Origin of the sequence: Niallia taxi, from assembly GCF_032818155.1 — a bacterium.
Taxonomy (GTDB): Bacteria; Bacillota; Bacilli; order Bacillales; family Cytobacillaceae; genus Niallia; species Niallia taxi_A.
On sequence record NZ_CP102589.1, the window covers coordinates 896373 to 922458 of the forward strand.

Here is a 26086-nt window from a genome sequence, read left to right on the forward strand (position 1 = left end):
TTTTCCAGATGAAAAGGGGAAAGGGGATAAACACAATGCCAGCAAGGTATTACCATCTCTAAAGTAAAAATACTTTGTCGAAATATAAGACTTTATGCAAAAATTCAGTTTGCAAAAGTCAAATCTTCGGCTATAATTCCTATATAACAATTATATTCATCTCGTATAATAGCAGGGATATGGCCTGCGAGTTTCTACCAGATAACCGAAAATTATCTGACTACGAGTAAGCCTTATTAATATTAGGATACTATTTTCTTTTTTTGGGAATAGTGTCGTTAATTATGCTGGAGACCAGCACGCTTACTCTTTTTTAAGTAAACGTGCTGGTCTCCTTTTTATTTTCAGGGGGATGAACGCAATGAAGCTATTAACAGACAAAATTGAAAGAGAAGGCATTGTGTTAGACAGCAATGTGCTTAAAGTAGATTCTTTCATCAATCATCAAATGGATCCACAGCTTATGAATGAAATTGGCTTAGAGTTCGCAAGAAGGTTCAAAGACGCAGGAGTTACAAGGATTTTAACAATTGAATCTTCAGGGATTGCACCTGCTATCATGGCAGGATTGGCAATGAATGTTCCCGTTATTTTTGCAAGAAAAAGAAAATCACTGACGTTAACAAGTGATTTATATACATCTACTGTTTATTCTTTTACAAAACAGGAATCAAACGAGATAACTGTATCGAAGAAATATCTTCTGAAGGAAGACCGTGTTCTAATTATTGATGATTTCCTTGCAAACGGACAGGCAGCAATCGGGCTTGCTGATTTAGTAGAACAAGCAGGAGCTGAAGTGAGCGGAATTGGTATCTTGATTGAAAAGTCCTTCCAGCCTGGAGCAGATGAAATTATTAAAAAAGGCTACCGTTTAGAATCATTAGCAAGAATCGCATCACTGCAGGACGGAAAAGTAAAATTCGCTGCTGACAGGGAAGTACAAAGCATCTATTCAGGAGGTTACTAATGAATAATATAAAGACATGGTCAATTGGTTTTCAACACGTTCTGGCAATGTATGCCGGAGCAGTGCTAGTTCCCTTGATTGTAGGGGGAGCGCTGAACTTAACATTCGAACAATTGACGTACTTAGTTTCAATCGACCTGTTAACATGCGGAATCGCAACACTGCTGCAAGTTTGGAAAAATAAATTCTTTGGGATTGGTCTTCCTGTTATGCTTGGCTGTACATTTACAGCAGTAGGACCGATGATTGCAATCGGAGCAAACCATGGTGTGACAGCCATTTATGGAGCGATTATCGTTTCAGGTCTTATCATTGTTATTATCTCTTCCTTTTTCAGTAAGCTCGTTAAATATTTCCCGCCTGTTGTAACAGGATCTGTCGTAACAATCATTGGTTTAACTTTAATTCCTGTAGCAATTAAGGATATGGCTGGCGGCGAAGGCAGTGCAGATTTCGGAGATCCGAAAAACCTACTATTGTCTTTCGGTGTATTGGTATTTATCCTGTTGTTAAATAAGTATGCCAAAGGCTTTATTAAAACTATCTCTATCCTAATCGGTCTAATTGTCGGCACAATTGTTGCAGCATTCATGGGCTTGGTTGATTTCGGAAAAGTAGCAGATGCTTCTTGGGTTCATGGCTTGAAGCCATTCTATTTCGGGATGCCAACATTTAATTTCTCTGCAATCCTAACAATGACACTTGTAGCGATTGTAAGTCTTATTGAATCAACTGGCGTGTATTTGGCGCTTAGCGATATCACGAAAACAAAGGTATCCGAAAAGGACCTTGCAAGAGGATACCGCTCAGAAGGAATTGCCAGTGTAATTGGCGGGGTTTTGAACTCTTTCCCTTACACTGCATATTCTCAAAACGTCGGTCTTGTTCAGCTGACAGGCGTAAAAACGAAAAGCGCAATATTCTCTGCTGGAGTTATTCTTGTCATCTTAGGCTTCCTGCCTAAAGTAGCAGCAGTGACAACACTAATTCCAACAGCAGTTCTTGGCGGAGCATCATTAGCAATGTTCGGCATGGTGTGTGCTTATGGAATCAAAATGCTTGGACAAGTTGATTTCAATCAACAAGGAAACCTGCTTGTTGTCGCATGCTCAGTTGGCTTAGGACTTGGTGTTACAGTAGTGCCTGATATCTTTAAAGAAATGCCTGAAACAATCCGTATTTTGACAGAAAGCGGTATTGTTGCAGGAAGTCTTACAGCTATTATCCTTAATATTTTGTTTAATCTTCTGCCAAACAGAAAATCAGCAGTTAAAGCAGAACAAAAGGCAGCTTAATAAGAACCTCTCCAGTATCTAACTGGAGAGGTTTTTTTTGCAGATGGAGAAGGGGGTGAAACTAGTTTCTTCCTTATAATATAGAAAGTGATTTCAAGGCTAATAGGAAGAAAAATTTGATTCGTGGATCTGCTACTAATAAACCTTGTATTCTGCCCTTTTATAGAGATGTGAGTATGGTTGTTTTTGGTATTATAAACAAATGTTGAATAGAAATAACTATATAAATCTTGCGAATTTACTATACTTTTTAGAAGAATAGAACTTTTGTTTATTTATTAAAAAGCAGTGACATTCCCCTTTCTTTCCAGTATCATAAAACCTTGTATACTATGTACGAAAACCGCCATTTAATGGCTTTTTTTGTAAGCTGTTATGCTTACAATCCAACATTGTGATTAAACATCCAGGAGGGAAAGGGAAATGTCTATTTTAATTGGAATAGTAGGGCTGCTTTTGACATTAGGCTTGGCATATCTTTTGTCTAATGACAAAAAAGGCATTAACTATAAAGCGATCCTTATCATGATTGTATTGCAATTAGTAATAACTGTGGTGATGTTCAAGACAACTTTTGGCTTGAAGATTATTGAAGCTACTTCGAACGGTGTATCAAAGGTTTTGAGCTATGGTTATGAAGGCGTAAGCTTCGTTACAGGCGGTCTTGTTGCCGACGGAGTTAGTGTGTTCTTCATCAATGTATTGATGCTAATCATCTTTACATCAACATTATTATCTGTGCTCACACATATTAAAGTTCTGCCCCTTGCTATCAAGTATATTGGCGGAGCGTTGGCAAAGCTGACAGGTCTTTCAAAGGTTGTTACATTCAACAGTATTAATTCCATTTTTTTCGGACAATCTGAAACTATTTTGGCGATTAAGGCACATTTAGATAAAATGAATGACAATAAGCTGTTTGTTGTATCTACTTCTGCAATGGCATCTGTGTCTGCATCTATTATGGGATCATATATGAACATGATTCCTGCAAAATATGTACTTGTTGCGATGCTGCTGAATGCATTGTCTGCGCTTATTATCGCAACATTGGTTTGCCCAATTAAAAAAGAAGAAGACGAGAAAATTGATATTAAAGAAGTTGCGACAACTGATTCTATCTTTGGGGCAATCTCTGCTGGTGCGCTTGATGGTGGACGAGTTGCTTTAATCGTTGCAGCTATGCTCGTTGCATATGTTGGTTTACTTGCACTTATCAATGCTTTCTTTGAAGCAGTGTTTGGTATCGGATTTACAGGAATCCTAGGCTATGTTTTTGCACCGATTGCATGGATCATGGGAGTTCCAGGCAAGGAAATTCTGGATGCTGGTTCTGTTATGGGAACAAAGCTTGCAGCAAATGAGTTTGTCGCAATGCTCCAGTTTAAGGAAATGATTCCTCATTTGTCAGAAAAGACCGTTGGTATTGTGTCAACATTCCTTGTATCCTTTGCTAATTTCTCTTCTATTGGAATTATCTCTGGTTCTATCCAAGCGATCAACGGCGAAAAAGCAGGAATTGTTTCTAAATTTGGCTTGAAAATGCTGTTAGCAGCAACGATGGCATCTATGGTTACAGCTACAATTGTTGGTTTGTTTATATAAGAAGAAAAGGCTGGTAGCAATACCAGCCTTTTTATTTTGTCAAAAACTCTATTAATTATTGATTTTTCTGAAAAAAAGATTACGATAAAAGAAGCGAGACTATTTCGTATTTAGAAATAATGTGAACTTCTTGGGGTGGAACTATTGATAGAATTATTGAAAGAGTTAACAGAGTTACATGGACCATGCGGATTTGAAGATGATGTTGCGGCATTTATAGCAAGCAGGCTGCGCGTCCATGTTGATACAATTGATGTAGATGGTGCAGGCAACTTAATTGTTACGAAAAAGGGCAGTAAGCCTGGTCCCAAAATCGTAATCGCTGCACATATGGATGAAGTTGGCTTTATCGTCAAAAAAGTGGAGGATAATGGGCTGATTCGTTTTGAAAAATTAGGCGGGCATGATGACAGAATATTGCTGTCACAGCGTGTGCAAATTAAAACAAAACAGGGGATGCGAGCTGGTGTCATTGGCACGATTTCTGCACATATGGTTAAATTTGATGACGCACAAAAGGTTCGCACACATAAACAGCAATACATAGATGCTGGTGCTACAAGCAAAAAAGAGGCAGAGGACCTAGGCATTGAAGTAGGAGATTCTATCGTCTGGCATCCTCATTTCGATATGCTGACAGAGAGCCGCTTCAGCAGCAAGGCCTTTGACGACAGAGCAGGCTGCGCCTGTTTGATTAAAGTGCTAGAAGAATTGAACACAGATGACTTTGCAGGGGAAATAGTCGGTGCTTTCACTGTTCAGGAGGAAGTCGGTTTAAGGGGAGCAAGGGTTGTCAGCCATCAGATAAGCGCAGATGTAGCGATTGCGCTTGATACAACGGCAGTTAGTGACACGCCTGAGGAGATGATGGACAAGACACTTGCCTTAGGTGCAGGCACTGGTATAAAAATTATGGACTTCAGTTTAATCTCCAATAGGAAGGTGAGAGAACAGCTTCAACTCCTTGCAAAGGAACAGAATATCCCTTATCAGCTTGAGGTGTTTCCTGGAATTGGCACAGATGCAGGAGAATTGAGCCTCGCAGGAAAAGGGATTCCTACAGGGGTGCTCTCCATACCATCGAGATATGCTCATTCCCCGAATGAAGTGATAGACATAAATGATTTCCAGGCAACAAAGGATCTATTGAAAGTATTTATTCTGCACATGAAGAAGGCGGAAGAGTATAAGTTTCAAATTTAATAGTTTTTCGGGTTGGGACGGCTTTAGGCTGTCCCCTTTTTACTTTGCAGCAAGCAGGAGCCTTTTCAGTTTTATTATTGCTCCTTTTTTCCAGCCCTTTACGGCAGACTTGCTAACATTCTCCTTTGCAGCAATTTCACTTATTGTTAATTGCTTTATAAATGTATAAATAACCCATTTTTCTTCCTTTCTGGTGAGCGATTTGCACAATGTTCGTATATATTGCTCATCGTCTGTAAAAGTAAAAGCAATAGCAGCTGTTTCCCAAAAAGACTCCTCTGGATAAACGTTTCGCTGCTCTTCCTTTGAACGGCGCTTCAGTTCATCAAGAAGCCGTCCTTTCATGTGCATATATAAGTAAGAGCTGAACCTTCCCTTTTCTTGCTTGTAATTTTCGTGTGCCTCCCAAATGCTGATTAACCCTATCTGCATAAATTCCTCTTTATTCTTATAAATTGCTAGCTTCTTTAGCATATGATGAATCATTGGTGTATACTGTTCTACTAATATTTGATACTCACTGTCTATCATGGGAACTTCCTTTTCTTGAAAAAGCGCTTTTCCATGTTTTTTCCTAGGTGCTTTTACCATATAAGAAAGCTAAGGAAGAAGCGAACAGGGAAAATCTATGTTTCTCTTCTTAATAAAAGGAAATATATGGATAATACCTAAGAAACCGCCGTTTACCCTTAAATAAACATACATATTCATACAACCTTTACATAAGTGCCAAATTAGCTTAACATGCCGCTGCTAAACTATCTGGGAATGAATTGTATATAAAGATTCCCTTGCTTTTTTAGGGAATTTATCCAATAAAAAATGCAAGGGAGTTTAAGCGAATGGAGATTACAGTAGCAGGTACAGGTTATGTAGGTTTAGTGACAGGCGTTTGTTTAGCAGAGGCAGGTCATGTGGTGACGTGTGTGGATCCCATTCAGGAAAAGATTGACCTTTTGAATAAAGGAATTTCTCCTATATATGAGCCTCAGCTAGATGACCTGATTTCCAGAAACAAAAAATCAGGGAACCTGTTTTTTACAACAGACTATAAGCATGCATATGCGAATACAAGCGTCATTATCATCGGTGTCGGCACACCGGAAAATGAGGACGGTTCTGCAAATCTTACATATCTTTACACAGTTGCAAGACAAATTGCCGAAACAGCCATAAGAGACTGTTTAGTTGTCATCAAGTCTACTGTTCCTATTGGTACAAATGACAAGATAGAAGCATTTATGAGGGAGCATGTAAAACAGGGAATTAACGTGGAGGTTGCGGCAAATCCTGAATTTCTGGCGCAAGGCACTGCTGTCAGGGATACATTAAATGCTTCTAGAATTGTTATCGGTACTGAGTCAAAAGCAGCAGAGCAGCTTTTGACTGAAATCTATCAGCCGTTTCAGCAGCCAATTTTAACGATGGGCCGCAGAAGTGCGGAAATGGTCAAGTATGCGTCAAATGACTTCCTTGCACTCAAGATTTCTTTTGTTAATGACATTGCGAATTTATGTGAGACAGTCGGCGCGAATATCGATGATGTGACGAAAGGGATGAGCATGGACAGCAGAATCGGCGACAAATTCCTTCAGGCAGGCATCGGTTATGGCGGTTCCTGTTTTCCAAAGGATACAAAGGCGCTGCACTGGCTGTCAGAGGAAGAGGGCTATGTTCTTCGTACTGTAAAAGCAGCAATAGAGGTTAATGAAAAACAGAAATTCAAACTCATCAAGAAAGCAAGGAAAGACTTTTCAAGCTTTGCAGGTTTAAAGGTAGCTGTATTAGGCGTTACCTTTAAGCCTGGTACAGATGACTTGAGGGAGGCTCCTTCCATTCCGAATGTTCGCCTGCTTTTAAATGAAGGGGCAAAGGTGCATGTCTATGATCCTGTTGGAGAAAAGAACTTTCAAAAAATTTACCCGACAGAAGTGGAGTTTACTGCGAGCATAGAAGAGGCTTTAAAAGATGCAGATATTTGTTTTGTATTTACAGAATGGCCTGAGATAAAGAATATGCCAGTAACCAAGTTTGCAGAAAATATGAAAACTCCGTACGTATATGACGGCAGAAACTGCTATTCGCTTCATGCTGCGGAAAAGGCAGGAATTCATTACAGATCAATCGGCCGTCCTGCCGTGAACGAAAAGGTGCTGCAAAATAATTAATTCACATAAGTAAAAAAGAAAATGAAGCAAGAATCATGATTCGAGATTCTTTTGCTTCATTTTCTTTTTTGCTTTTTGCTTAATTGTCTGTGCCCATTTAATCAGAGCTGTTCCATTCATCAATCCCCAAATGATAACAGGTGCAATAATATTCAAGCCAAGCACTATGTAAACAACCATCCAAATGAACCATTTCGCATTCAAGATATATTCATAAATCCATGTATGATAAAAATTCATTGGCAAATACTCCTTAATATAAATAAATTTCTATAATATAACAATTTTGCTGTAAGGATTTATCTTCTATTCCTTTTCTTCAACATAATTAGTCAGCTTTATACATTTTTCGGCAAAAAGAATAGAACTGCAAATAGTTGGTTATGAAGGATAATGATGCCGTTTCAGCCGCTAAATGACTAACAAAGATTTTTTGCAGATTGAGGGTGAGGATTAATGGTATCAAACAATAGTACACAGCATGATTTCACGAACTCGTTAACCTATAACAGCTCTATCATTAAAGAGCTTCTTTCAGGCAGTGCCGATTTTATTGAACGGAAAGTTACCTTTTTAGAAAAGAAGAATGTTCATGCCACTTGTTTTTATATTGATGGACTTGTGAACACACAGATTATTGAAAAGATTGTTCAAGCGTTGATGTTTGAAGGAAATGAAGTTATTCTCCGAAATGATCTTGATACGTTTAACATCGAGAGCCTTTTGGAGGAGCATGTTCTCATGAATACTAATTTCATTGAGACAACAGAGCTTGAAAGTGCTATTAAAGCAATTTTGTCTGGGGATACAGTCCTCCTTGTCGACGGCTGCAAGAAGGCCTTTCAAATACCCACAAAGGGCTGGGCTGCAAGAAGTGTGTCAGAGCCACAAGCAGAGCAGGTAGTGCGTGGACCGCGGGATGGTTTTACCGAAACTATTCGCGTAAATACTGCGCTCGTTAGGAGAAGAATCCGGGACACTGGCTTTAGAATCGAAGAATTAAATATTGGCAAACGCACGAAAACAGACATAAATATTGCCTACATAAATGGTGTAGTAAAAAAAGGGCTAGTGGACGAGGTGAAGGAACGCCTTGAAAAAATTGATATTGACGGCATTTTAGAGAGCGGCTATATCGAGGAAATGATCAGGGATGCTCCATTATCACCTTTCACGACAATCATGAGTACAGAGCGCCCTGATAAGGTTGCTTCCTCCTTACTTGAGGGCAGGGTTGCGATATTTGTTGATAATACGCCATTTGTGCTTATAGTACCTACATATTTCTGGGAGTTTCTGCAGGCAAGTGATGATTATTATTTAGGCTTCATGGCGGGCAGCTTTTTTCGAATCGTCCGGTACACAGCCTTTATTCTCAGTTTAACACTGACATCTATCTATATTATGCTTGTCAGCTTTCATCAGGAAATGATTCCAACCCCATTAGCACTGACAATTGCCTCAGGTCGTGAGGTTGTTCCATTTCCTGTTTTGCTGGAGGCTTTGCTGATGGAATTGACGTTTGAGCTTATGCGGGAAGCTGGTTTGCGCATGCCAAAGCCAGTCGGTTCTGCAGTGAGCATCGTCGGTTCGCTTGTTATCGGTCAAGCTGCAGTTCAAGCGGGAATTGTTTCTCCATTTATGGTTATTATCGTCGCAACTACAGGGATTTCTTCGTTTGTTATCCCGAACTATTCGGCTTCTTATTCTATTCGTCTTGTTCGATTTCCGTTGTTGTTAGCATCAGGAACACTAGGGCTTCTTGGCTTTGCGTCCATGTTTGCTCTTATCGCTATTCATGCCTTAAGTCTTCGTTCCTTCGGGGAATCGTACCTGTCACCGGCTACCCCGTTCCAGCCGCAAGACCAGAAGGATACGGTTATCCGCATGCCGTGGTGGGCTATGAAAAAGCGGCCATCAATAGCCGACGGTGACACATCAAGGCTTGGGGAAGCCCGATCACCCCAGCCTCCTAAAGGAAAGGAAGAAGAGGATTCACAGTCGAAGAAGGATGAAGCTTCTGATCGAAATGAACCAGAAAGCATTGGACAAACGGAGACAAGGGAAGGTAGCAGCAAGCAAAAGGCACAAAAGCAAGACAATGTCACAGGTGTTAGACAGCTAAAAACAAGAAAAGCGAAAAAAGGAAAAGGGGATGATAAGGAATGAAGAAAATCATCCTTTTCCATGTGTTGCTGGCAATGCTTCTCCTGCTTGGGGCTTGCTCAGGAAAAAGAGAAATCAGTGATTTAGCTTTAGTAATGGCAGTTGGAATTGATAAAGGTGAAAAGGAAGGGACAGTTAAGGTGACAGCCCAGGTGGCAAGACCAGCAGATGCTCGTGGTCAGACTGGGGCACCGTCTGGACAATCTGGTGAGGCTGTTTGGTCTGTGGAAACAGAAGGTGAGTCCATCTTTGAGGCAATCCGCCAAATGTCTAGCTTTTCTTCGCGAAGAGTGTTTTGGGCACATAACTTTATCATTGTTATTAACGAAGAAGTGGCAAAGGAAGGAATAGGTGACGTAATCGACTTTTTCACACGTAACCCAGAGCTGCGAATGAGAACATGGGTTGCTGTAACGCCGCAAACAGCAAGTGAAGTCATCTCCACAGTAACAAGTCTTGAATTGATACCAGGTGAAGCACTTGCAAAGCTTTTCCGGTATACAACCATCTCCAATCAAGCTCCAAGAACAGTAATTATGGATGTTTTGAGTGCATACTTAAGTGAGTCAACAGAGCCGCTGCTTGCAAGACTTGATTTTGAAAAAAGCAAAATTGACAGCAAGGCACCAGATAAGGGAGCCCAAGCAAATCAGGTTGTTCTTGCAGGGGCAGGTGTATTTAAAGAAGACAAGCTTGTTGGAATATTAAAGCCAGAAGAACTGAGAGGGGTCCTTATCTTCACGGAAAAGATTGATTCAGGTGTGGCTGTAGTCGGCTGTCCTGTTAATTCTAACGCTCCCCTCAGTGTAGAATTAACCAACCAAAGCTTCGAAGTAAAGCCAAAATACAAGGATGGAAACATCAGCTATGATGCCGCCTTTCAAGCGAAAATTCGTGTTGTGGAGGCTGGTTGTGCCTTAGATCTTTCCGATGAAAAACAAGTGAAGAAGCTTGAAAGCTCTGTTGAGAAAGAGCTTTCAAGCCAAATAAATACTACAGTTACTAAAATCCAAAAGGATTATAAGTCAGATGTATTAGAATTAGGAAAGGTTTTTCAAAATGAATACCCATATGAATGGAAGCATTATGCTAGTTCCTGGGAGGATATCTTTCCTGAGGTGAAAATAAACTTGCAAGTAACTGCCAAATTAGAAAGCGGATCACTTCTTTATAAACCGACAACGTCAGGCAAAAAGGAGAAAGAAGAAAAATGAAGGTACAAATAACGAATGGCATGTTCATGGCTTTGATTATTAATATGCTTTATGCAAAATCAATTGGCCTGACACAAGGCATCATGGCAAGAGAAGTGGGCGGCGATATGTGGATTTCAACAATCATTTCTTCTGTACAGGGGATTGTCATTATGGCAGTCGTGATACTTGCTATTAAAAGACTGCCTAATGGGGATATGATTGATCAATATGAAAAAATCTTAGGTAAATGGATTAGCAAAGGTATCGCATTTCTTGTTTTTTTGTTTTTCTTAGGAGCATATGGTTCGATTATGGCGACCTTCGTTTATCATTTGAAGGATTATTTCCTGCCAGAATCAAATATCATTCTGTTCATTGTTGCCGCGTTTTTAATTGGCACATATGCGATCCATTTTGGATTAGAGGTAATTGCTAGAATGGCACTGATTGGGGTATTTTCAGTGATGGCCTTAAATATTTTACTTTTGGCAGGCTCTATTAGTGAGTTCGATATTAAGGAATTACAGCCAACATTTTCTTCCGGCTTTTTATCTACCGTGTGGGCAAGCAGGCATCATGATACAGACTGGGCGATAGCAACAATGATGACTTGCATGATTTTGCCGCTTGTAAGAGACAATACGACTTGGATTAGATCAAGTACATCAGGTCTGATTTTTAGCGGCGTGATTATTGTCATGTGGCCCATTTTGGAGGTTGGCGTTCTTTCGCCAGAAGTTGCGGCCCAATATATCGTTTCGTGTATGCAGATGGCGAGAAGCGCAGAAATCGGCTTGTTCTTGCATCGCTATGAGATGATTATGATTGCCTTTTTTGCTTTATCAATATTAACGCAAATTATGATGACATTTTTATGCTCCTCCATCGCAGTCCAAAAGATTATTGGTCTGAAGGATTATCGGCCAGTCATTATTCCAGTTGGAATTGTCCTTAGTGCTTTCAGCTATTGGATGGTAGGAAGCCATCACAGGGCAATGGGAATTATTGAAAATGAATGGGTGCTTGTCTCTTTAAGTCTTGCAATCGGACTTCCAGGTATGTTATTTGTTTTGGGGGCAATCTTTAAGAAGAAGCTGAAAAAAGATCAGGAACCAAAATCAGTTTAATAGGTACGATTAGTTTATATAGATAAGGGATGGAAGTTTAGTGGAGAAATCATTTGCTTCAGGCTGCTTTTGGGGCATTATTATATCTATTCCAATATGGATTATGGTCATTTGGCTGATAACAAAGTTGTTGGTTTAGTCAGATGATATTTAAGGCTAGTCCTTTTATGTTTTTTATGTAAAATTCAAGCATATATGCGCATATGATAGAAGACAGAAGGGAGGTTTTGAAGGGTTTATACATAAAAATCGACACAAAGAGCGTATTTACGGGGAGGAGATAGTTTGGGTGAAGTAATTCCAAAATCGATGATTAATGGCAAGGTTGTCATCTGGACATATGTCGAGCAGCTTCAACTTTCTGTGGAATGGTATTCCTACATACTAGAAATGGAACCAACGGAAAGGCATGATGCTGCCTACTTCTTTACCATTAATGAACACACAAAATTGGCACTATGCAACCGGTATATGAGGAATCCTAAGTATGAGCTGCCTGTTAATGACTGCTTGGACCTGCAGGCAGATGACATATTTGAGACACATCGCCAGCTTGAGGCAAAGGGTGTGCTAGTCGGTCCTGTTGATAACCCATTCCCAACCTATTATGAATTTTATTTTGTTGACATAGAAAACAATAAAATACGAATCCATGGCTTTGAATAATAAAATGTAAGCGCTTTTAGTTATATTTATTTTTCCTGGTTTTTTGTCACCAATCTAGGCGGAATGCATACATTAAAGCATCAAAACCGAAAGGGGATTACGTATGTCTTATCCGTCTAATTATCCATATTATATTACGAATGACCAAAATCCATATCGAATAGGGGGAGGATCATTTTTCCCGAATCCTGGCCCTCCAAGCGGTCCGCCGCCATTTCAACCAGGAGGCCCATCAGGTGGACCACCACCGTTTCAACCAGGAGGACCTTCCTTCCAGCCTGATTTTGGCGGAGGCTCAGGTGGAGATCAATATGGCCCGCCATCAGGACCTCCACCGTCCTTTGTTCCACAGGCTCAGCAATTGCAAGGAGCACAAACTTTTGCGATTGATCCTGGTGCCATGAGAAGATGCAGGTTCCGCTATACGTATGTTTGGCTGCGTAACGGCAGCTCCTTCTGGTTCTATCCAACCTTTATCGGCAGAACTTCTGTTGCGGGATGGCGCTGGAGAAACAACCGCTGGGTTTACTACGGCACAGATGCAGACCGCATTGTGTCCTTCCAATGTACGTGAACATAAAATGAATGGTTAGTCGCGGCTTTCGTGGATTAGCAGTTTATTCTGCTCTTTTACGAAGGCCGTTTTCTAATTTTAGTTTGATTAGGTTTTTTAAATAAAAGGGGCTGGGACATAAGTAAGTGAATCTGCATAAAAGTCGAACTACTTAATCAACCAATGATTAAATAGTTCGGCTTTTCGTGGTTTTTAATTTTAATACAATGATTAGAAATCTTAGTGGAATGGAGCGAAGGACACTCGACTACTAAGGGAAATAGAGGAAAGGATGAGACCCCGCAGGCGCAGACGAGGAGGCTCAGCTTCCTCCCCGCGGAAAGCGAGTGGCTGCAGCGCAATGAAACGAACTAATTTTAAACCCATATTCTATTTAGCCACGTTCTTCATTTTTCAAATTTAGATGTAATTTCATTATTCTTGATTAGAAAGGTTGTCTTTTGTTTTGTCCCAGCCTCTTTTTGAAAAGCTTATCTTCTTCTAACTCTCCGGGCAAGATATGTGCCTAATGACTGGATGACTTGAACAATAATAATAAGAACAATTACTGTTATTACCATAACAAAGGTATCAAATCGCTGGTACCCGTATGTTAGTGCAAGGCTGCCGATACCGCCGCCTCCAACTGTTCCGGCCATCGCTGTTGCTCCAAGGAGGCCGATTGCGGCAGTTGTTATGGAGAGGATAAGGGAACCGAATGCCTCTGGAAGCAGAAAGTACCAAATAACCTGGAAGGGAGTCGCTCCCATTGCTTCTGCTGCTTCAAGAATGCCAGGGTTTACCTCCAAGATGGAGTTCTCCACGAGTCTTGCAATATATGGAGCGATATAAATAATCAGCGGTACAATGGCTGCTTCCGTCCCAATCGTTGTTTGCACAATAAATCTTGTAAATGGGATGATGGCAATCAGCAGGATGATAAACGGCAAGGAGCGGATTATATTGATGATTGGATTAAGAATATTGTATATAAGCTTGTTTTCCAACACACCGCCCTTTCTTGTCACGACAAGAAGTATGCCAAGCGGACCGCCAATTAATGTGCCGATTAATAATGACCAGCCAACCATATAAAGAGTTTCAATACTTGCTTGTATAAATAAGTCTGCAGTTATGTCTGTTTGAAATATCATGCAGATACCTCCTCAACTTGTATTCCTTGCTCCTTTAAATACAAACAGGCAAGTACAAGCTGTTCTTCTTCCCCAGTTAGGCTAATTGTCATCGTGCTAACAATATTTTCTTGAATTTCTACCATATTCGCAAACAGAATGGCAGGCTTCACCTCAAAACGATTAACAAGCTCATAAAGGAATGACTGTGTCATTTCACTTCCAAGAAACTCTAATCGAATAATCTTGCTTCCTGAGGTATGGTTGAGTTTGCCTTTCATACTTATTGGCAGGTCCTTTTGGACAATTGTTTTGACAAAGCTTCGTGTAGTCGGATGGGAGGGCTTCGAGAAAACCTGCAGAACATTCCCTTGCTCAATGATTTCTCCCTGTTCCATCACCGCAACCTTGTTACAAATTTCCTGAATGACGGCCATTTCATGAGTAATAATCATAATTGTAATATTATACTCTTGATTGATTTTTTTCAGGAGCTGAAGAATGGACATCGTCGTTTGCGGGTCCAAGGCAGAAGTTGCTTCATCACATAATAAAACAGAAGGATTTGTCGCGAGAGCTCTTGCAATTCCGACACGTTGCTTTTGACCGCCAGATAATTCACTTGGATACGCTTTTTCTTTATCAGCAAGACCGACAAAATCAAGTAGCTCTATTACACGCTTGCGGATCTCTCCTTTTTTTCTTTTTTGCAAAATAAGGGGAATCGCAATATTATCAAACACGCTCTTCGATTCTAATAGGTGGAAATGCTGAAATACCATGCCAATTTGCTTCTTCGCTGTTCGCAGCTGTTTATCTGTTAAAGCTAGAAGGGAGTCTCCATTAACGATGACTTCTCCTGATGTTGGTCTTTCCAGAAGATTGACTAGACGGATTAGTGTGCTTTTTCCAGCGCCGCTAAAGCCAATAACACCAAAAATGTCTCCCTTTTCTACTTTTAAGCTAATATTTTTCAATGCCTGCACCTCGGCATCTTTTTTCTTAAATGTTTTGTATATGTTTTTTAACTCAATCATATGAATCCTTTCGTTTAACGGCATTTTTATCCTGTGCTGCATTAATAATAATGAAATTGTGTTGGGAATACAATATTTTACGTCTATTTAAACGAAGGGAGGAATATGAATATGGAGGTTGTTCTGTATAAAGAAACAACTGAGTGGTTTTTATCTTGTTAACATACAAAAAAAGTGAACAAATTTTTTCAGTTTTTGTCGATAAATTAATAAAACTAATTGACGTGATAATATACAGATGCTAATATGTTCTTAGTTAAGAACAGTTGTTATAAAAATAATGAACAAAATATACTGCCTATTTTTTGGATTAACCGTTCTTTATAAAGAACTTTTTAACGCAACAAAAGTTTATAAACAACAAATAAGAGAGTTGGTGATTTTATGACATTGTTAGTGGAAAAAGAACAAGGAAGAATGTCGATTTTTAGTATGCCTGGTGTAAAGAAGACATATATGAAGCCGCGTATTATCGCATTAATTCCTGCACACAATGAGGAGAAATCGATTCGGGACTGCTTAGCTGGCTTAAACGACCAGCTGCTGCCAAAAGGTGTAGAGCTTGATGTGTATGTCATTGCCGATAATTGTACAGACCGTACGGAGGAAAAGGCAATTCAAGCTGGAGAGGAATTCAATTTGAATTTAAAGGTAATAGTGACAGAGGGCAACAAGCTTCGTAAAGTAGGTGCGCTGAATTCTGGCTGGAAGCTATTATATGGAGATTTATTGGACATTTATAACACAGAGCTGACAGAATTGCAAATCGTTTATAAACATAGTGTTAAAGCAGTACTAGGGATGGATGCAGACAGCAGACTTGCTCCAAACTGTTTGAAGTATTTATGGGAAGGGCTAATGAGTGCCCGTAATATTGGCGGAGTTATGGCTAAGTACACGATGCGTATGCCAAAGAAAAAAAGCCAGCTCAGCAAAAGCGATGTATATTATGAAGAAAAAATTGCAAGTGGAGAATATGGCGGACCAATGTCAAGATGGTGGACACACCAGCAAAAGCAAGACATGGCAAGCTGGCTGCTTGATCTTCAATATCATGGCGGGAGTACTTATGTTCTTGGCGGCCAGGCAACATTGTTCAGACCTGAAGCGTTACAAGAGGTTGTTAACAACAATAAGCTGGATGGACCTTGGCAGAATGATAGTGATGTTGAGGACATGCTGCTTACATGGCAGCTTCAGAAATCCGGCTGGAAGACGCTTATAAGTCCTGAGGGAAGATGCTTTGTGGATGCAATGCGCTCTTATCATACTTTCCGAGAGCAGCGGAATAAATGGAATTCAGGTACGGTTGAATTGCTGACAAATAAGGATTTGGATGTAAAGACAAGACATAAGGGGAAGATTTGGCGAAATCAGGTTAAGCTCTTTTCAGATTTGCTGATTCGTGTGATGTTCATCGTTTTACTTGCAGTTGCTCTTGCAACAGATCAGTATTATTGGTCATGGATTTGGCTGACACCCATTGCTCTCGCATCTGTTTTAAATATTATTTTAGCACTGAAAACACCGATGTATCGTCCGATTGACGTGATAATGGCAGGCTTGCTCATAAGTCCTGAAATGTATTTATGGGTAAACTTAATGACATTTGGTCAAGTGTGGCTTGGTAAGCTTTCCGCAAACAAGAAAGACGGTTGGGCCAATCAATACGCTGCAGAATCAGGAAAAACACGAAGCAAACTCACACAAGGAATTTTACTTTGTTTATTGCTAGCAGCTGGAGGAGCTTATCTGTGCTACAATTACCGGGATTTCCTTACAAGTGCTACCGTGCAAGGTGCAATCGAGCCTTACTTGATGGGAGGCTGGGTCGTTCTGACTTATTTAACTATCATTAAGTCACTCATGATGGTTTATCAAGTTTGGACGCTCCGTGGCAGACATACAGCTTGATTTATAGAAAACTAGAAATAAAGGCTTGTAGAAAAATAAAAAAGTTGCTGGTTTAAGCCAGACAGAGAAATGCTACAACATAAAATAGAGAATAGATAAAGTGCAGCAAGCTTAGCTGTGCTTTTTTTTGTGGAATTATCCCTCACACAAGAGCTAACTCTGGTTTTAATGAACCAAAAAACGAGAAAGATACAAGAGAGGAACAGAATAAGGAGGGATTCACATGTGGTCTGCTGCGATGTGGGGCGGTATTTCCGGTTCGGCTGTTTTACTTGGTGCGTTGGCTGCATTGCTGCTGCCGATAAAAAGAAGAATCATTGGGTTTATTATGGCATTCGGTACAGGGGTGCTTATTGGTGCATCTACATATGAGCTGCTTGGTGATGCAGTTGAAAGCGGAGGCTTGCTGCCGACAAGCTTAGGGTTTTTAGCAGGAGCAGTCGTCTTTTTTGGTTTGGACTTGCTAGTGTCCCGCAAAGGTGCGAAGGACAGGAAAAGGTCGACAGGTGACAAAGAAGGCAATCAATCAGGTATAGCGATTTTTATTGGAACAGTCATGGATGCGATTCCTGAGTCGATTATGATTGGTGCAAGCCTAATCGGTCAAAATAGTGTGAGTGCGTTACTAGTCATAGCTATTTTTATAAGTAATATTCCAGAAGGACTTTCAAGTACAACTGGTCTATTGAAAAGCAATTATTCAAAAAAGAAAATTCTTGTGCTGTGGATTAGTGTTCTCGTAATTTCAACAGCGTCTTCCTTCTGCGGGTATGTATTTCTTGATCATGCATCAGAGGAATTAATGGCTGCAATCGGTGCATTTGCTGGTGGAGGTATTATTGCCATGGTTGGGTCGACAATGATGCCAGAGGCGTATGAGGAAGGTGGATCAATAACAGGTTTGATTACAGCATTGGGCCTGCTGACATCTCTTATTCTTGATTATATGTCCTAAGAGGATACAACACTTGTCTGCACTATTTGGTATGGTAAAATGAAAGAAAAATTATCCATAAGGATGGTGCTTTAGTAATGAAGTTAGGTTGGGTCGGTTTAGGAAATATGGGAGTGCCAATCTCTATGAACCTGTTAAAGGCAGGTTACAGTGTGACAGTATTCAACAGGACTGCATCAAAAACTGCTGAGCTAGTTGCTGCTGGCGCTGTGCAAGCAAAATCACTGGAAGAGCTTATTCAAGAAAATGATGTAATCTTCACAATGGTTTCGGATGATGAAGCAGTTAAGGATCTATACTTTTCGAATAAGCTTTTAGAAATAGCAAAGCCTGGACAAGTATTTATTGACATGAGCACAGTTTCACCAGCTACCTCAAAGGAGATATATACAGCAGCGAAGGATAAAGGAATTGGCTTTATAGATGCTCCTGTTTCAGGCAGTGTTGCTCCTGCAAAAGAAGGAAAGCTGCTTGTGCTGGCTGGTGGCGAAGAAGAAACGTACAACAAGGTAAAGAAACTGTTTGAGCCAATAGGCAAAATGTCGATTTACTTAGGTGAAAGCGGATCTGGCAGCAACGCCAAGCTTGCGATCAACCTGCTTCTTGGCATTACTGTTCAAGGCATTGCAGAATCAGTTCTGTTCGCAGAGCAGCAAGGTATTAAACTGGCGGACATGCTGACTATAATTAACGAAAGTGCAGTTGGAACTGCCATTTCCAAAATGAAGACACCAGCAATCCTCGAGGACGAGTATCCAGCTGCCTTTGCATTAAAGCATATGGCTAAGGACTTACGTCTTGCCAAGGAAACAGGAGAATTAAATGCAATCGGAAATTCTGCCCATCATACATATCAGGACGCCCTTGCAAGTCAGCTTGGAGACCTTGATGTAATGGCAGTAATTAAAGAGCTTCGCAGTAAATAGTAAGTAAAATGGACTGTTCCTTTATTGGAGCAGTTTTTTGGTGTTGTTTATTAAAAGGCTTGCAATTTCCTCCTCAAAAAATCAAAATGAAACTAGTAAGGATGGCAGGGGTTCCGTCAAAGATAGATACTAATTAAGCAAGTGGTGATCAAATGAAAGATATTATATTTAGGCTTTTAGATTTTATAAATAACCATAAGACAAGGGACACGAATTACACCATCGCATTGGCATTGCTGCGGGACGTTTATAAAATCCCAGATATGAATATAAGTGCATTGGCAGACTCCTGTTTTACATCCCCTGCTGCTGTTACGAGGTTTTGCCGAAGAATAGGTTATAAAAACTTTCAGGAGTTTAAGGATTATGCCAAAATAAGTGTGATGGATGCTGCACCAGCTTTCCAGCCTGGTCAAAAACAGGAGAAGCCAGAGCAGATTGGGGAATTGCTGCAAAAGGTTCTTTATGAAAAAATTGTCGGCTGGCTTAAGGCATCAGAAAATGTTATTGATGTGCAGAAAGTACAAGAAATCATGGAGTGTATCCATCTTGCAAATAAGGTTTCCTTTTATGGGACACAGCTATCACAGGCAATCGCACAGGATTTTCAATTCAGGCTTGTCAGATTAGGAAAATTTGTAAGCGCTTATTCGGATGTGCAAGAACAAAAGGCAGATATGGCGGATTTGGATGAATATTCTGTTGCAGTAGTTGTAAGTCCGTCAGGGCGATTTATTGCAGGTAATGAGGAGCTAATGAGGCAGCTACTAGAAAGTAGGGCGAAAGTCATCCTTATTACACATAATAGGGATGCAAACCTTTTAAATAAGGCGGACATTGTTTATTATTTAAATGGCGACAGCCATGATAAAACAGGGTTTTCCTCAGAAAGATTCTCGTTAATGTATTTTTTTGATTTTGCTATCGCTTACTATCAAGAGCTTTTTTATAATGAAGAAACAGACGGAAATTAAGAATATACTAGCTGGGAAAGTGAGAGTCGTGTCTAATAAAAGGGCAAGCTCTCTTTTTTTTATTAATTTTATGGAAATTTTGGAAAATGTGATATGATAAGCAAAACTCGTTTAAAGGGTCTTGGATATTGATGAAGTAGGTGGTCAAAATAAAGGGAAATAAAAGGCTGATAAATGGCTTGCTGCTTGTTTCTGTATGTTTTATCTTTTACATGACGATGTTTCCAAACCGCTATTTAGGGATTGGAATTGAAGAAGGCGGCCATAATTTCATCCCTTTTTTGATGATAAAGGAAATGTTTGTGGATAGATCTGTTTTTACTTTTGTGGTCAATAATTTTGGCAATATCGCTTTGTTTATGCCATTAGGTTTTTTCCTGCCGATGGCTGTCCCGAAATTTAGACATGCCATCCTTGCTACTGTAGCCGGCTGCTGCTTATCAGCAGTAATTGAATCAATCCAATGGTTCATGAAATACCGGTGGAGTGATGTGGATGATATTATTCTAAATACGATTGGTGCACTTGCTGGCTTCGGAATTTATAAGGCAGTTTTAAAGGCAAAAGGTCATATTTCTATCTCGTTGTAGGCAGGCTCCATATAATGGAGCCTGCCTTTTTAGTGCGATATGTAATTGCACTGCAAACTTTCTTGCAAAACATTCTATTATACTAGTGATAATCCGTTTACGATAGTACTAATATAGTGTAATATTTGCATTATATGACAAATAAAAAACTAATTTGATAGAGAAGAACTAACATTGCACGATAAAGTAAATTCAGCATGATTATACAAAAGGGAGGGGCGCTATGTGAGCAATAGCTTGATCCAGCAGTATATGTACAAAAAGGTCAAAAAAGGCTTGTTACTTGAGGGGGAAGGATCTGATGAAGCTTTTGGCACCCCGAATCTTGATGAACAATTTATCCAAAGAAATCTTCAGCCTCTGTTAAGTGATGAGTTGAAGAAGGAAGACGATCCTCCATCCTTCCAATTGCTCCAGCCTGAAACAGGGGAGCTTGTCATTGGACAAGCGCAGTTATTGCTTTCAGAAAGGTCAGTTTTTACCCATCAGTATATTATCCCGGCCGAGCGTAAGGAAGAGTGGTTAAGAAGTCCAGAAAAGATCTTCCAAACGCAGTTCGCAAGCAGTTATGACGAAGGCAGAGAAATAGCTTTAGAAGAATTATCGGATATTCCACGTGAAAAAGCAGAAAATATATTCAGGAAAAAGCAGGAGTTGTTCTATAGCCTGAAAATAGATGAAAGCATCTTCAAAAAGCTGTTATATGCTTGTTTAGCAGCGGCAGAAAGCGCTAAAACCGTATATATATCGTTAGACGTACCGCTTACAGAGCAAAATAGACATGCAGTAACATTATTAGAATTGCTGTACATACATTTGCCTTATGCTGCAAGAGAGGTTTTTGGCGCTGTTTCGTTCCAGAAAGCGGCAGCAAAACAAAAAAATGTTCACCTTATGTTTGTGGAGCAAGGCAGCATCCGGTTAAGAAATCATGTATTCGAAAATCAATTTGTTTTTGATTTTACAACGAAAAGAATAAGTGGTGTGGATATGGAAGGACAGAAACATGAATACCTCGATTTTGCATATGATGCCCTGCAGACAGCTTCTAAAATGGATGATTTTTTTCTTTTTGCAGAAAGGGCGCTTAAAGGGCTGAAGCTAGATGATCAGCTGAACATCAGCTATTATGACCGCTTATGTGCCATCTATCTGCTCGACGTTATGGATTATGATGGGTATGAACGGGATAAGCTTGGGATTTTACAGCTTTTATTAGCACTGCTCCAAATAAACCATAAAGAAAAACCGGAAATAATCGAGATAGCGGGAAAAATCCTGCAACGTGAAAAGCTTCAAAAGGACGGAATGATTACGAAAGAATATATGAAGGCAGTGTTTGATATCCATCAAATTACTGGTCTCGTTGAAGCAGTGGATTTTACCGTACGAACATTGGCTTATTATCATGAGGAGCCATTGTGTAAAGAGCTTTGGTCCATGCTAGATAAATATCCACGATTATATAAGCATGTTCTTACATTTATGGATGATATAAAGGGCTCCTATCAAGAGGTAATATCCCTTCATTTAGACGATAAGCTCAGCCAACGTCAATCATTGGAAGCATATCTTTCTAATATGGCAAATCTTTTACATGCGCATGTATTCTTTATTGATGACAAGGAATTTGTTAAGCGTGTGAAAAAACGGCTGCTAATTGAAGTGAAAATAAGCAGCAGACCATTTGCAATTGCAGAAAAATTCTTTGATTTTTTATGGCAAAATAGCATTCATCCTGCATTTGTGAGAGCTGTAATGCCAGATATAAAACTCGAGCTTTTGAAGCTTGCTCAATTAGAGCGGCTGCAGCTAGAGGATGTCCGTATCTTCGGTGAGCTGTTTCTGTCTGCACATGTCATGGAGGATAGTGCTCTTTACAAAAAAGGTGTGGAGGGTGAGATATTTGGACTTCTGCATGCTCTCCATGCTGCATTTTTTGAAAAAATAGATCATGTCGAGAGCTTAACAGAGCTTGTAGACAGCTACTTGCTGGAAGATACGAAACAAGCTGGCAAAAACATGATAAAAGAAGGTGGACTTTTCCAGCCATTTGAAAGGCTTGTCCTGTTCTTCCAAAGTAGTGAAGGACGCAGAATAGAGCATGATAAGCTTTTCGCCTTTCTTGCCATTTATAGCTCTGAAACACAGATGCTTGAGTATATCATGTGGTCTTACAAAAAATATGGAATGCAAGATGGTAATTACGTTCGTGCTTTAAAGGGTTATTTGGTTGGAGACCGTAATTCGATTTGGAAGAATAAAGACTATCAGCGTAAATTAAAGGCAATCAGATCCCAATCATTTAAGAAACTCTTAAAGGAAGTGAAGCGGAAAAGGTCAGGTAAGTTTTCACTTTTGTTCGGCAAGTATGGTTTCTTTTTTGTTTTGCTTGTCCTGCTTGCAGCAGGAGGGTTTTTGTTTATTTAAGGCAGTAGTTTTGATGTGCAAACATCAAGACTGCGGCTTTTTTTTATTTTGTCATGTAGAAGTGGTGAATCTTATGTTAAAATAATAGAAAATTATAAATTTTCTTTACAAGACGGTACAACTCAGGCCCAATACATACATAACAGGAGGCACTATGCTAAATCACGATCCGCTTTATAATCCATACCCTTCAAAACGAAATACAATATATGCGAAGAAAGGGATGGTAGCTACTTCCCAGCCCCTTGCAGCCCAAGCTGGAATTGATATTTTGAAGAAAGGCGGCAATGCAGTGGACGCCGCTATTGCAACAGCAGCAGCTTTAACAGTTGTTGAACCAACATCTAATGGAATTGGCGGAGATGCCTTTGCAATAATTTGGATCAACAATAAGCTGCATGGCTTAAATGCAAGTGGCCCTGCTCCAAATGCCATTTCAATAGACGCTGTGAAAAATGCTGGCCATAAAGAGATTCCTAAGTATGGTCTGACTCCAGTTACTGTGCCTGGCGCACCTGCGGCATGGGTGGAACTATCAAAGAAATTTGGAAATCTGCCGTTATCAGAGGTCCTTCAGCCTGCCATTCAATATGCAGAGGAAGGATATCCTGTTTCTGCGACATTAGGTCACTTCTGGGAGAAAGCCTATCAAGCATTTTCAAAATCTTGTACAGATGATGTGTATCAAAATTGGTTTGAAACATTTGCGCCAGATGGAAAGCCACCGAAAATCGGGGAGATATGGAAGTCTGAGTACCACGGCAAAACACTTCGTGCAATCGCAGAGACAAACGGCGAAGCTTTTTATAAAGGGGAAATTGCCGATAAGATTGACGCGTTTTCTAAGAAATATGGCGGCTACATAAGGAAGGAAGATTTGGAGTCCTATTCACCTGAATGGGTCGACCCGATTTCTGTACACTACAAAGGCTACGATGTTTGGGAGATACCGCCTAATGGTCAAGGCTTAATTGCATTGATGGCATTAAATACGCTGAAAGATGATAAGCTTACAGCAAAGGAAATACCTGAAACATATCATCTGCAAATTGAGGCGATGAAGCTTGCGTTCACAGATGGTCTTAAATATATTACGGAAGAGGACAAAATGAGCGTGAGAACCGCTGATCTTCTATCTGACGAATATGCTAAAGCAAGACGGGGACTTATTGGTGAAACAGCGATTGAGCCAGAGCCAGGCAATCCTCCGAAGGGCGGAACAGTCTATCTAGCGGCAGCGGACGAAGAAGGTAATATGGTTTCCTTTATCCAAAGCAACTACATGGGATTCGGTGCAGGCGTTGTTGTACCTGAAACAGGGATAGCCCTGCAAAACAGAGGCCATGGCTTCAGTCTTGATCCAGACCATGATAATGCCCTTGTACCTGGTAAAAAAACATATCATACAATTATTCCTGGCTTCATCACAAAAGACAATGAAGCAGTCGGACCGTTTGGGGTAATGGGCGGCTTTATGCAGCCACAAGGCCATTTACAGGTAGCGATGAACTTGATTGATTTTTCTCTAAACCCGCAATCAGCATTAGATGCGCCGCGTTGGCAATGGGTCGAGAAAAAGGTCGTTCAGATTGAACCATCCTTTCCAGAGCATATTGCACATGCATTGGCACGAAAAGGCCATGAGGTGCAATGGGCACTTGACTCTGGATCATTCGGCAGAGGGCAGATTATTGTTCGTAATAAAAACGGCGTTCTTGCAGGCGGCACAGAGTCGAGAACAGATGGCTGTGTAGCAACTTGGTAATTGCATAAAAATACTAGCCTCAATCGAATTAATTCGGTTGAGGTTTTTTTCACATATGGTCAACTAACATTGGCAACATAAAGATTTCTTTGTGTATAATGAAGGCCATTTTTTGCAAATACTTTATATAAACAGGAAATTGCCTGTTGATTAAAGTGTATTTTGGAGAAAATTGTCTTTTTTTCATTTATTTTTAATGTTTATTTGCTATGATGGTAAATATTTTGACGAGAAAGAGAGAAATAATATGAAGAAAAAAATCCTGATAACAATTGGCTCTATTATTGCCGTGCTTGTACTGGGAATTGGTGGATATGCGGCCTATCTTTATCATTATGTGCAAAAGACCGCAGACAAGATGTATGAACCAGTGGCGGACGAGGATCAATCTGCTGCAAAACAGCGGGAAGAAAACCTCTCTAACAAAAAGCCTATTTCGATTTTATTAATGGGTGTGGATGAAAGAGAAGGGGATGTAGGCCGTTCTGACACGCTAATGGTAATGACAGTAAACCCGAAAACAGAAAAGATGCAAATAGTTAGCATCCCAAGGGATACGAAAACAGAAATCATCGGGGAAGGCAAAACGACCAAAATCAATGCAGCATACGCCTATGGCGGTGTGAAGATGGCTCTTGATACAGTCGAGAACTTCACAAATATTGATATTGACTATTATGCACAAGTAAATATGGAAGCATTAAGCGATCTTGTAGATGCAGTTGGCGGAATTACTGTAAACAACGAACTTGACTGGATTGATGAGGGCTATTATAAAAAAGGCTATCATTATGAGGAAGGGAACATCCAGCTAGATGGTCCGAAAGCACTTGGTTATGTTCGTATGCGTCATCTTGATCCAAATGGTGACTTTGGTCGAAATGAGCGTCAGCGTAAAGTATTGACAGCAATTATTGATAAAGCAGCAAGTATTTCCTCTGTGTCTAAATTTGATGATATTTTAAATGTACTTGGCAGCAATGTGAAAACAAACATGACTTTTGATGAAATGATGGATATTCAAAAGAACTATCGTGGTGCAAGAAATAATATCGAACAGTATGAGGTCACAGGAACAGGTGATACTTCAACAGGCACCTATTACTTAGTCGTTTCAGATGAAGAAAAACAAAAAGTACATGATATGCTTGCAGATAATTTAGAACAGTAAAGGAGCGGGAAACCGCTCCTTTTTGTTATATATGATAACAAATCTTAGGTGGCTATTTACCGGAAGATTCATTTGTAATTTTTGGTAGTGTGAGCATCTGCAAGGGGTGCTCCTTGGACAATCTGTTAAACTGGAATAGAACTTAATTAATCAAACAATTAAATAGACACATGCAACAGCTGAGGCAGAGGTCTTTAATGCCTGCATTCTTAGCTCCTTGATGAGGATAATTCCTAATTTTA

At 40.0% G+C, this 26086-nt stretch carries 22 protein-coding genes and 1 riboswitch; of the genes, 18 read left to right on the forward strand and 4 right to left on the reverse strand.

Translation table 11 applies throughout. The features are described from left to right. Window positions 1-141 precede the first annotated feature (141 nt). Window positions 142-243: riboswitch (purine riboswitch) on the forward strand. 118 nt (window positions 244-361) lie between these two features. The 4 genes from NQZ71_RS04455 to NQZ71_RS04470 all read left to right on the forward strand — a co-directional run bounded on the left by NQZ71_RS04455 (window position 362) and on the right by NQZ71_RS04470 (window position 5073). Further along, window positions 362-970, forward strand: coding sequence for a xanthine phosphoribosyltransferase (locus NQZ71_RS04455; RefSeq protein WP_144453967.1), 609 nt, complete (start codon window positions 362-364; stop codon window positions 968-970). Further along, complete coding sequence (locus NQZ71_RS04460) at window positions 970-2265, forward strand: nucleobase:cation symporter-2 family protein (protein WP_317011406.1); 1296 nt, start codon at window positions 970-972, stop codon at window positions 2263-2265. Before NQZ71_RS04455 ends, NQZ71_RS04460 begins: the two co-directional genes overlap by 1 nt. A 423-nt stretch (window positions 2266-2688) precedes the next feature. Next, window positions 2689-3870 carry a NupC/NupG family nucleoside CNT transporter gene (locus tag NQZ71_RS04465; RefSeq protein WP_275008497.1) on the forward strand — a complete coding sequence of 394 codons (1182 nt, stop codon included), beginning with the start codon at window positions 2689-2691 and terminating at the stop codon, window positions 3868-3870. Between the two features lie 144 nt (window positions 3871-4014). After that, window positions 4015-5073 carry a M42 family metallopeptidase gene (locus tag NQZ71_RS04470; RefSeq protein WP_317011407.1) on the forward strand — a complete coding sequence of 353 codons (1059 nt, stop codon included), beginning with the start codon at window positions 4015-4017 and terminating at the stop codon, window positions 5071-5073. A 39-nt stretch (window positions 5074-5112) separates the two neighbouring features. Here the strand turns inward: NQZ71_RS04470 and NQZ71_RS04475 are convergent, their stop codons facing one another. Then, window positions 5113-5604 carry a sigma-70 family RNA polymerase sigma factor gene (locus tag NQZ71_RS04475; RefSeq protein ID WP_317011409.1) on the reverse strand — a complete coding sequence of 164 codons (492 nt, stop codon included), beginning with the start codon at window positions 5602-5604 and terminating at the stop codon, window positions 5113-5115. 311 nt (window positions 5605-5915) lie between these two features. Between NQZ71_RS04475 and NQZ71_RS04480 the strand changes: the two genes are divergently transcribed. Beyond that, window positions 5916-7241, forward strand: coding sequence for a UDP-glucose dehydrogenase family protein (locus NQZ71_RS04480; RefSeq protein WP_317011410.1), 1326 nt, complete (start codon window positions 5916-5918; stop codon window positions 7239-7241). A gap of 33 nt (window positions 7242-7274) precedes the next feature. On the opposite strand, the gene NQZ71_RS04485 is transcribed toward NQZ71_RS04480, so the two are convergent. After that, window positions 7275-7481 carry a hypothetical protein gene (locus tag NQZ71_RS04485; protein WP_144453955.1) on the reverse strand — a complete coding sequence of 69 codons (207 nt, stop codon included), beginning with the start codon at window positions 7479-7481 and terminating at the stop codon, window positions 7275-7277. A gap of 216 nt (window positions 7482-7697) precedes the next feature. Between NQZ71_RS04485 and NQZ71_RS04490 the strand changes: the two genes are divergently transcribed. The 5 genes from NQZ71_RS04490 to NQZ71_RS04510 all read left to right on the forward strand — a co-directional run bounded on the left by NQZ71_RS04490 (window position 7698) and on the right by NQZ71_RS04510 (window position 12970). Then, a complete protein-coding gene (locus tag NQZ71_RS04490) occupies window positions 7698-9410 on the forward strand; it encodes a spore germination protein (RefSeq protein WP_275008501.1) in 1713 nt (570 codons plus the stop codon). Further along, the gene (locus NQZ71_RS04495) at window positions 9407-10621 is read left to right on the forward strand and encodes a Ger(x)C family spore germination protein (protein ID WP_317011411.1); all 1215 of its coding nucleotides are present in this window, start codon (window positions 9407-9409) and stop codon (window positions 10619-10621) included. Before NQZ71_RS04490 ends, NQZ71_RS04495 begins: the two co-directional genes overlap by 4 nt. Next, window positions 10618-11730: a GerAB/ArcD/ProY family transporter gene (locus tag NQZ71_RS04500; RefSeq protein ID WP_275008502.1), complete on the forward strand. Its 1113-nt coding sequence runs from the start codon at window positions 10618-10620 to the stop codon at window positions 11728-11730. The genes NQZ71_RS04495 and NQZ71_RS04500 overlap by 4 nt, the downstream gene beginning before the upstream one ends. Before the next feature lie 285 nt (window positions 11731-12015). Further along, the gene (locus NQZ71_RS04505; RefSeq protein WP_144453947.1) at window positions 12016-12396 is read left to right on the forward strand and encodes a VOC family protein; all 381 of its coding nucleotides are present in this window, start codon (window positions 12016-12018) and stop codon (window positions 12394-12396) included. 103 nt (window positions 12397-12499) lie between these two features. Beyond that, the gene (locus tag NQZ71_RS04510; RefSeq protein WP_144453945.1) at window positions 12500-12970 is read left to right on the forward strand and encodes a hypothetical protein; all 471 of its coding nucleotides are present in this window, start codon (window positions 12500-12502) and stop codon (window positions 12968-12970) included. Window positions 12971-13440: 470 nt separating this feature from the next. On the opposite strand, the gene NQZ71_RS04515 is transcribed toward NQZ71_RS04510, so the two are convergent. Together NQZ71_RS04515 and NQZ71_RS04520 are read right to left on the reverse strand one after the other, a co-directional pair. Then, window positions 13441-14103, reverse strand: a complete 663-nt coding sequence (locus NQZ71_RS04515) for a methionine ABC transporter permease (RefSeq protein ID WP_317011412.1) — start codon at window positions 14101-14103, stop codon at window positions 13441-13443. Continuing rightward, window positions 14100-15119: a methionine ABC transporter ATP-binding protein gene (locus tag NQZ71_RS04520; protein WP_317011413.1), complete on the reverse strand. Its 1020-nt coding sequence runs from the start codon at window positions 15117-15119 to the stop codon at window positions 14100-14102. The genes NQZ71_RS04515 and NQZ71_RS04520 overlap by 4 nt, the downstream gene beginning before the upstream one ends. A gap of 384 nt (window positions 15120-15503) precedes the next feature. On the opposite strand from NQZ71_RS04520, the gene NQZ71_RS04525 reads away from it, so the two are divergent. From NQZ71_RS04525 to NQZ71_RS04560, 8 genes are all read left to right on the forward strand, one after another. Then, window positions 15504-17033 (forward strand): glycosyltransferase family 2 protein, encoded by a 1530-nt coding sequence (locus tag NQZ71_RS04525; RefSeq protein WP_317011414.1) that lies wholly within the window; start codon window positions 15504-15506, stop codon window positions 17031-17033. Window positions 17034-17256: 223 nt separating this feature from the next. After that, a complete protein-coding gene (locus NQZ71_RS04530; protein ID WP_144453939.1) occupies window positions 17257-17988 on the forward strand; it encodes a ZIP family metal transporter in 732 nt (243 codons plus the stop codon). A 77-nt stretch (window positions 17989-18065) separates the two neighbouring features. Next, complete coding sequence (locus tag NQZ71_RS04535) at window positions 18066-18914, forward strand: NAD(P)-dependent oxidoreductase (protein WP_144453937.1); 849 nt, start codon at window positions 18066-18068, stop codon at window positions 18912-18914. A 152-nt stretch (window positions 18915-19066) separates the two neighbouring features. Then, the gene (locus NQZ71_RS04540) at window positions 19067-19888 is read left to right on the forward strand and encodes a MurR/RpiR family transcriptional regulator (protein WP_144453935.1); all 822 of its coding nucleotides are present in this window, start codon (window positions 19067-19069) and stop codon (window positions 19886-19888) included. Between the two features lie 140 nt (window positions 19889-20028). Next, a complete protein-coding gene (locus NQZ71_RS04545) occupies window positions 20029-20478 on the forward strand; it encodes a VanZ family protein (RefSeq protein ID WP_317011415.1) in 450 nt (149 codons plus the stop codon). Between the two features lie 225 nt (window positions 20479-20703). Continuing rightward, window positions 20704-22908, forward strand: coding sequence for a GAP1-M domain-containing protein (locus NQZ71_RS04550; RefSeq protein ID WP_317011416.1), 2205 nt, complete (start codon window positions 20704-20706; stop codon window positions 22906-22908). 154 nt (window positions 22909-23062) lie between these two features. Continuing rightward, complete coding sequence (locus tag NQZ71_RS04555; RefSeq protein ID WP_317011417.1) at window positions 23063-24673, forward strand: gamma-glutamyltransferase family protein; 1611 nt, start codon at window positions 23063-23065, stop codon at window positions 24671-24673. Between the two features lie 247 nt (window positions 24674-24920). Beyond that, window positions 24921-25844: an LCP family glycopolymer transferase gene (locus NQZ71_RS04560; protein WP_144453927.1), complete on the forward strand. Its 924-nt coding sequence runs from the start codon at window positions 24921-24923 to the stop codon at window positions 25842-25844. Window positions 25845-26086: the final 242 nt, after the last annotated feature.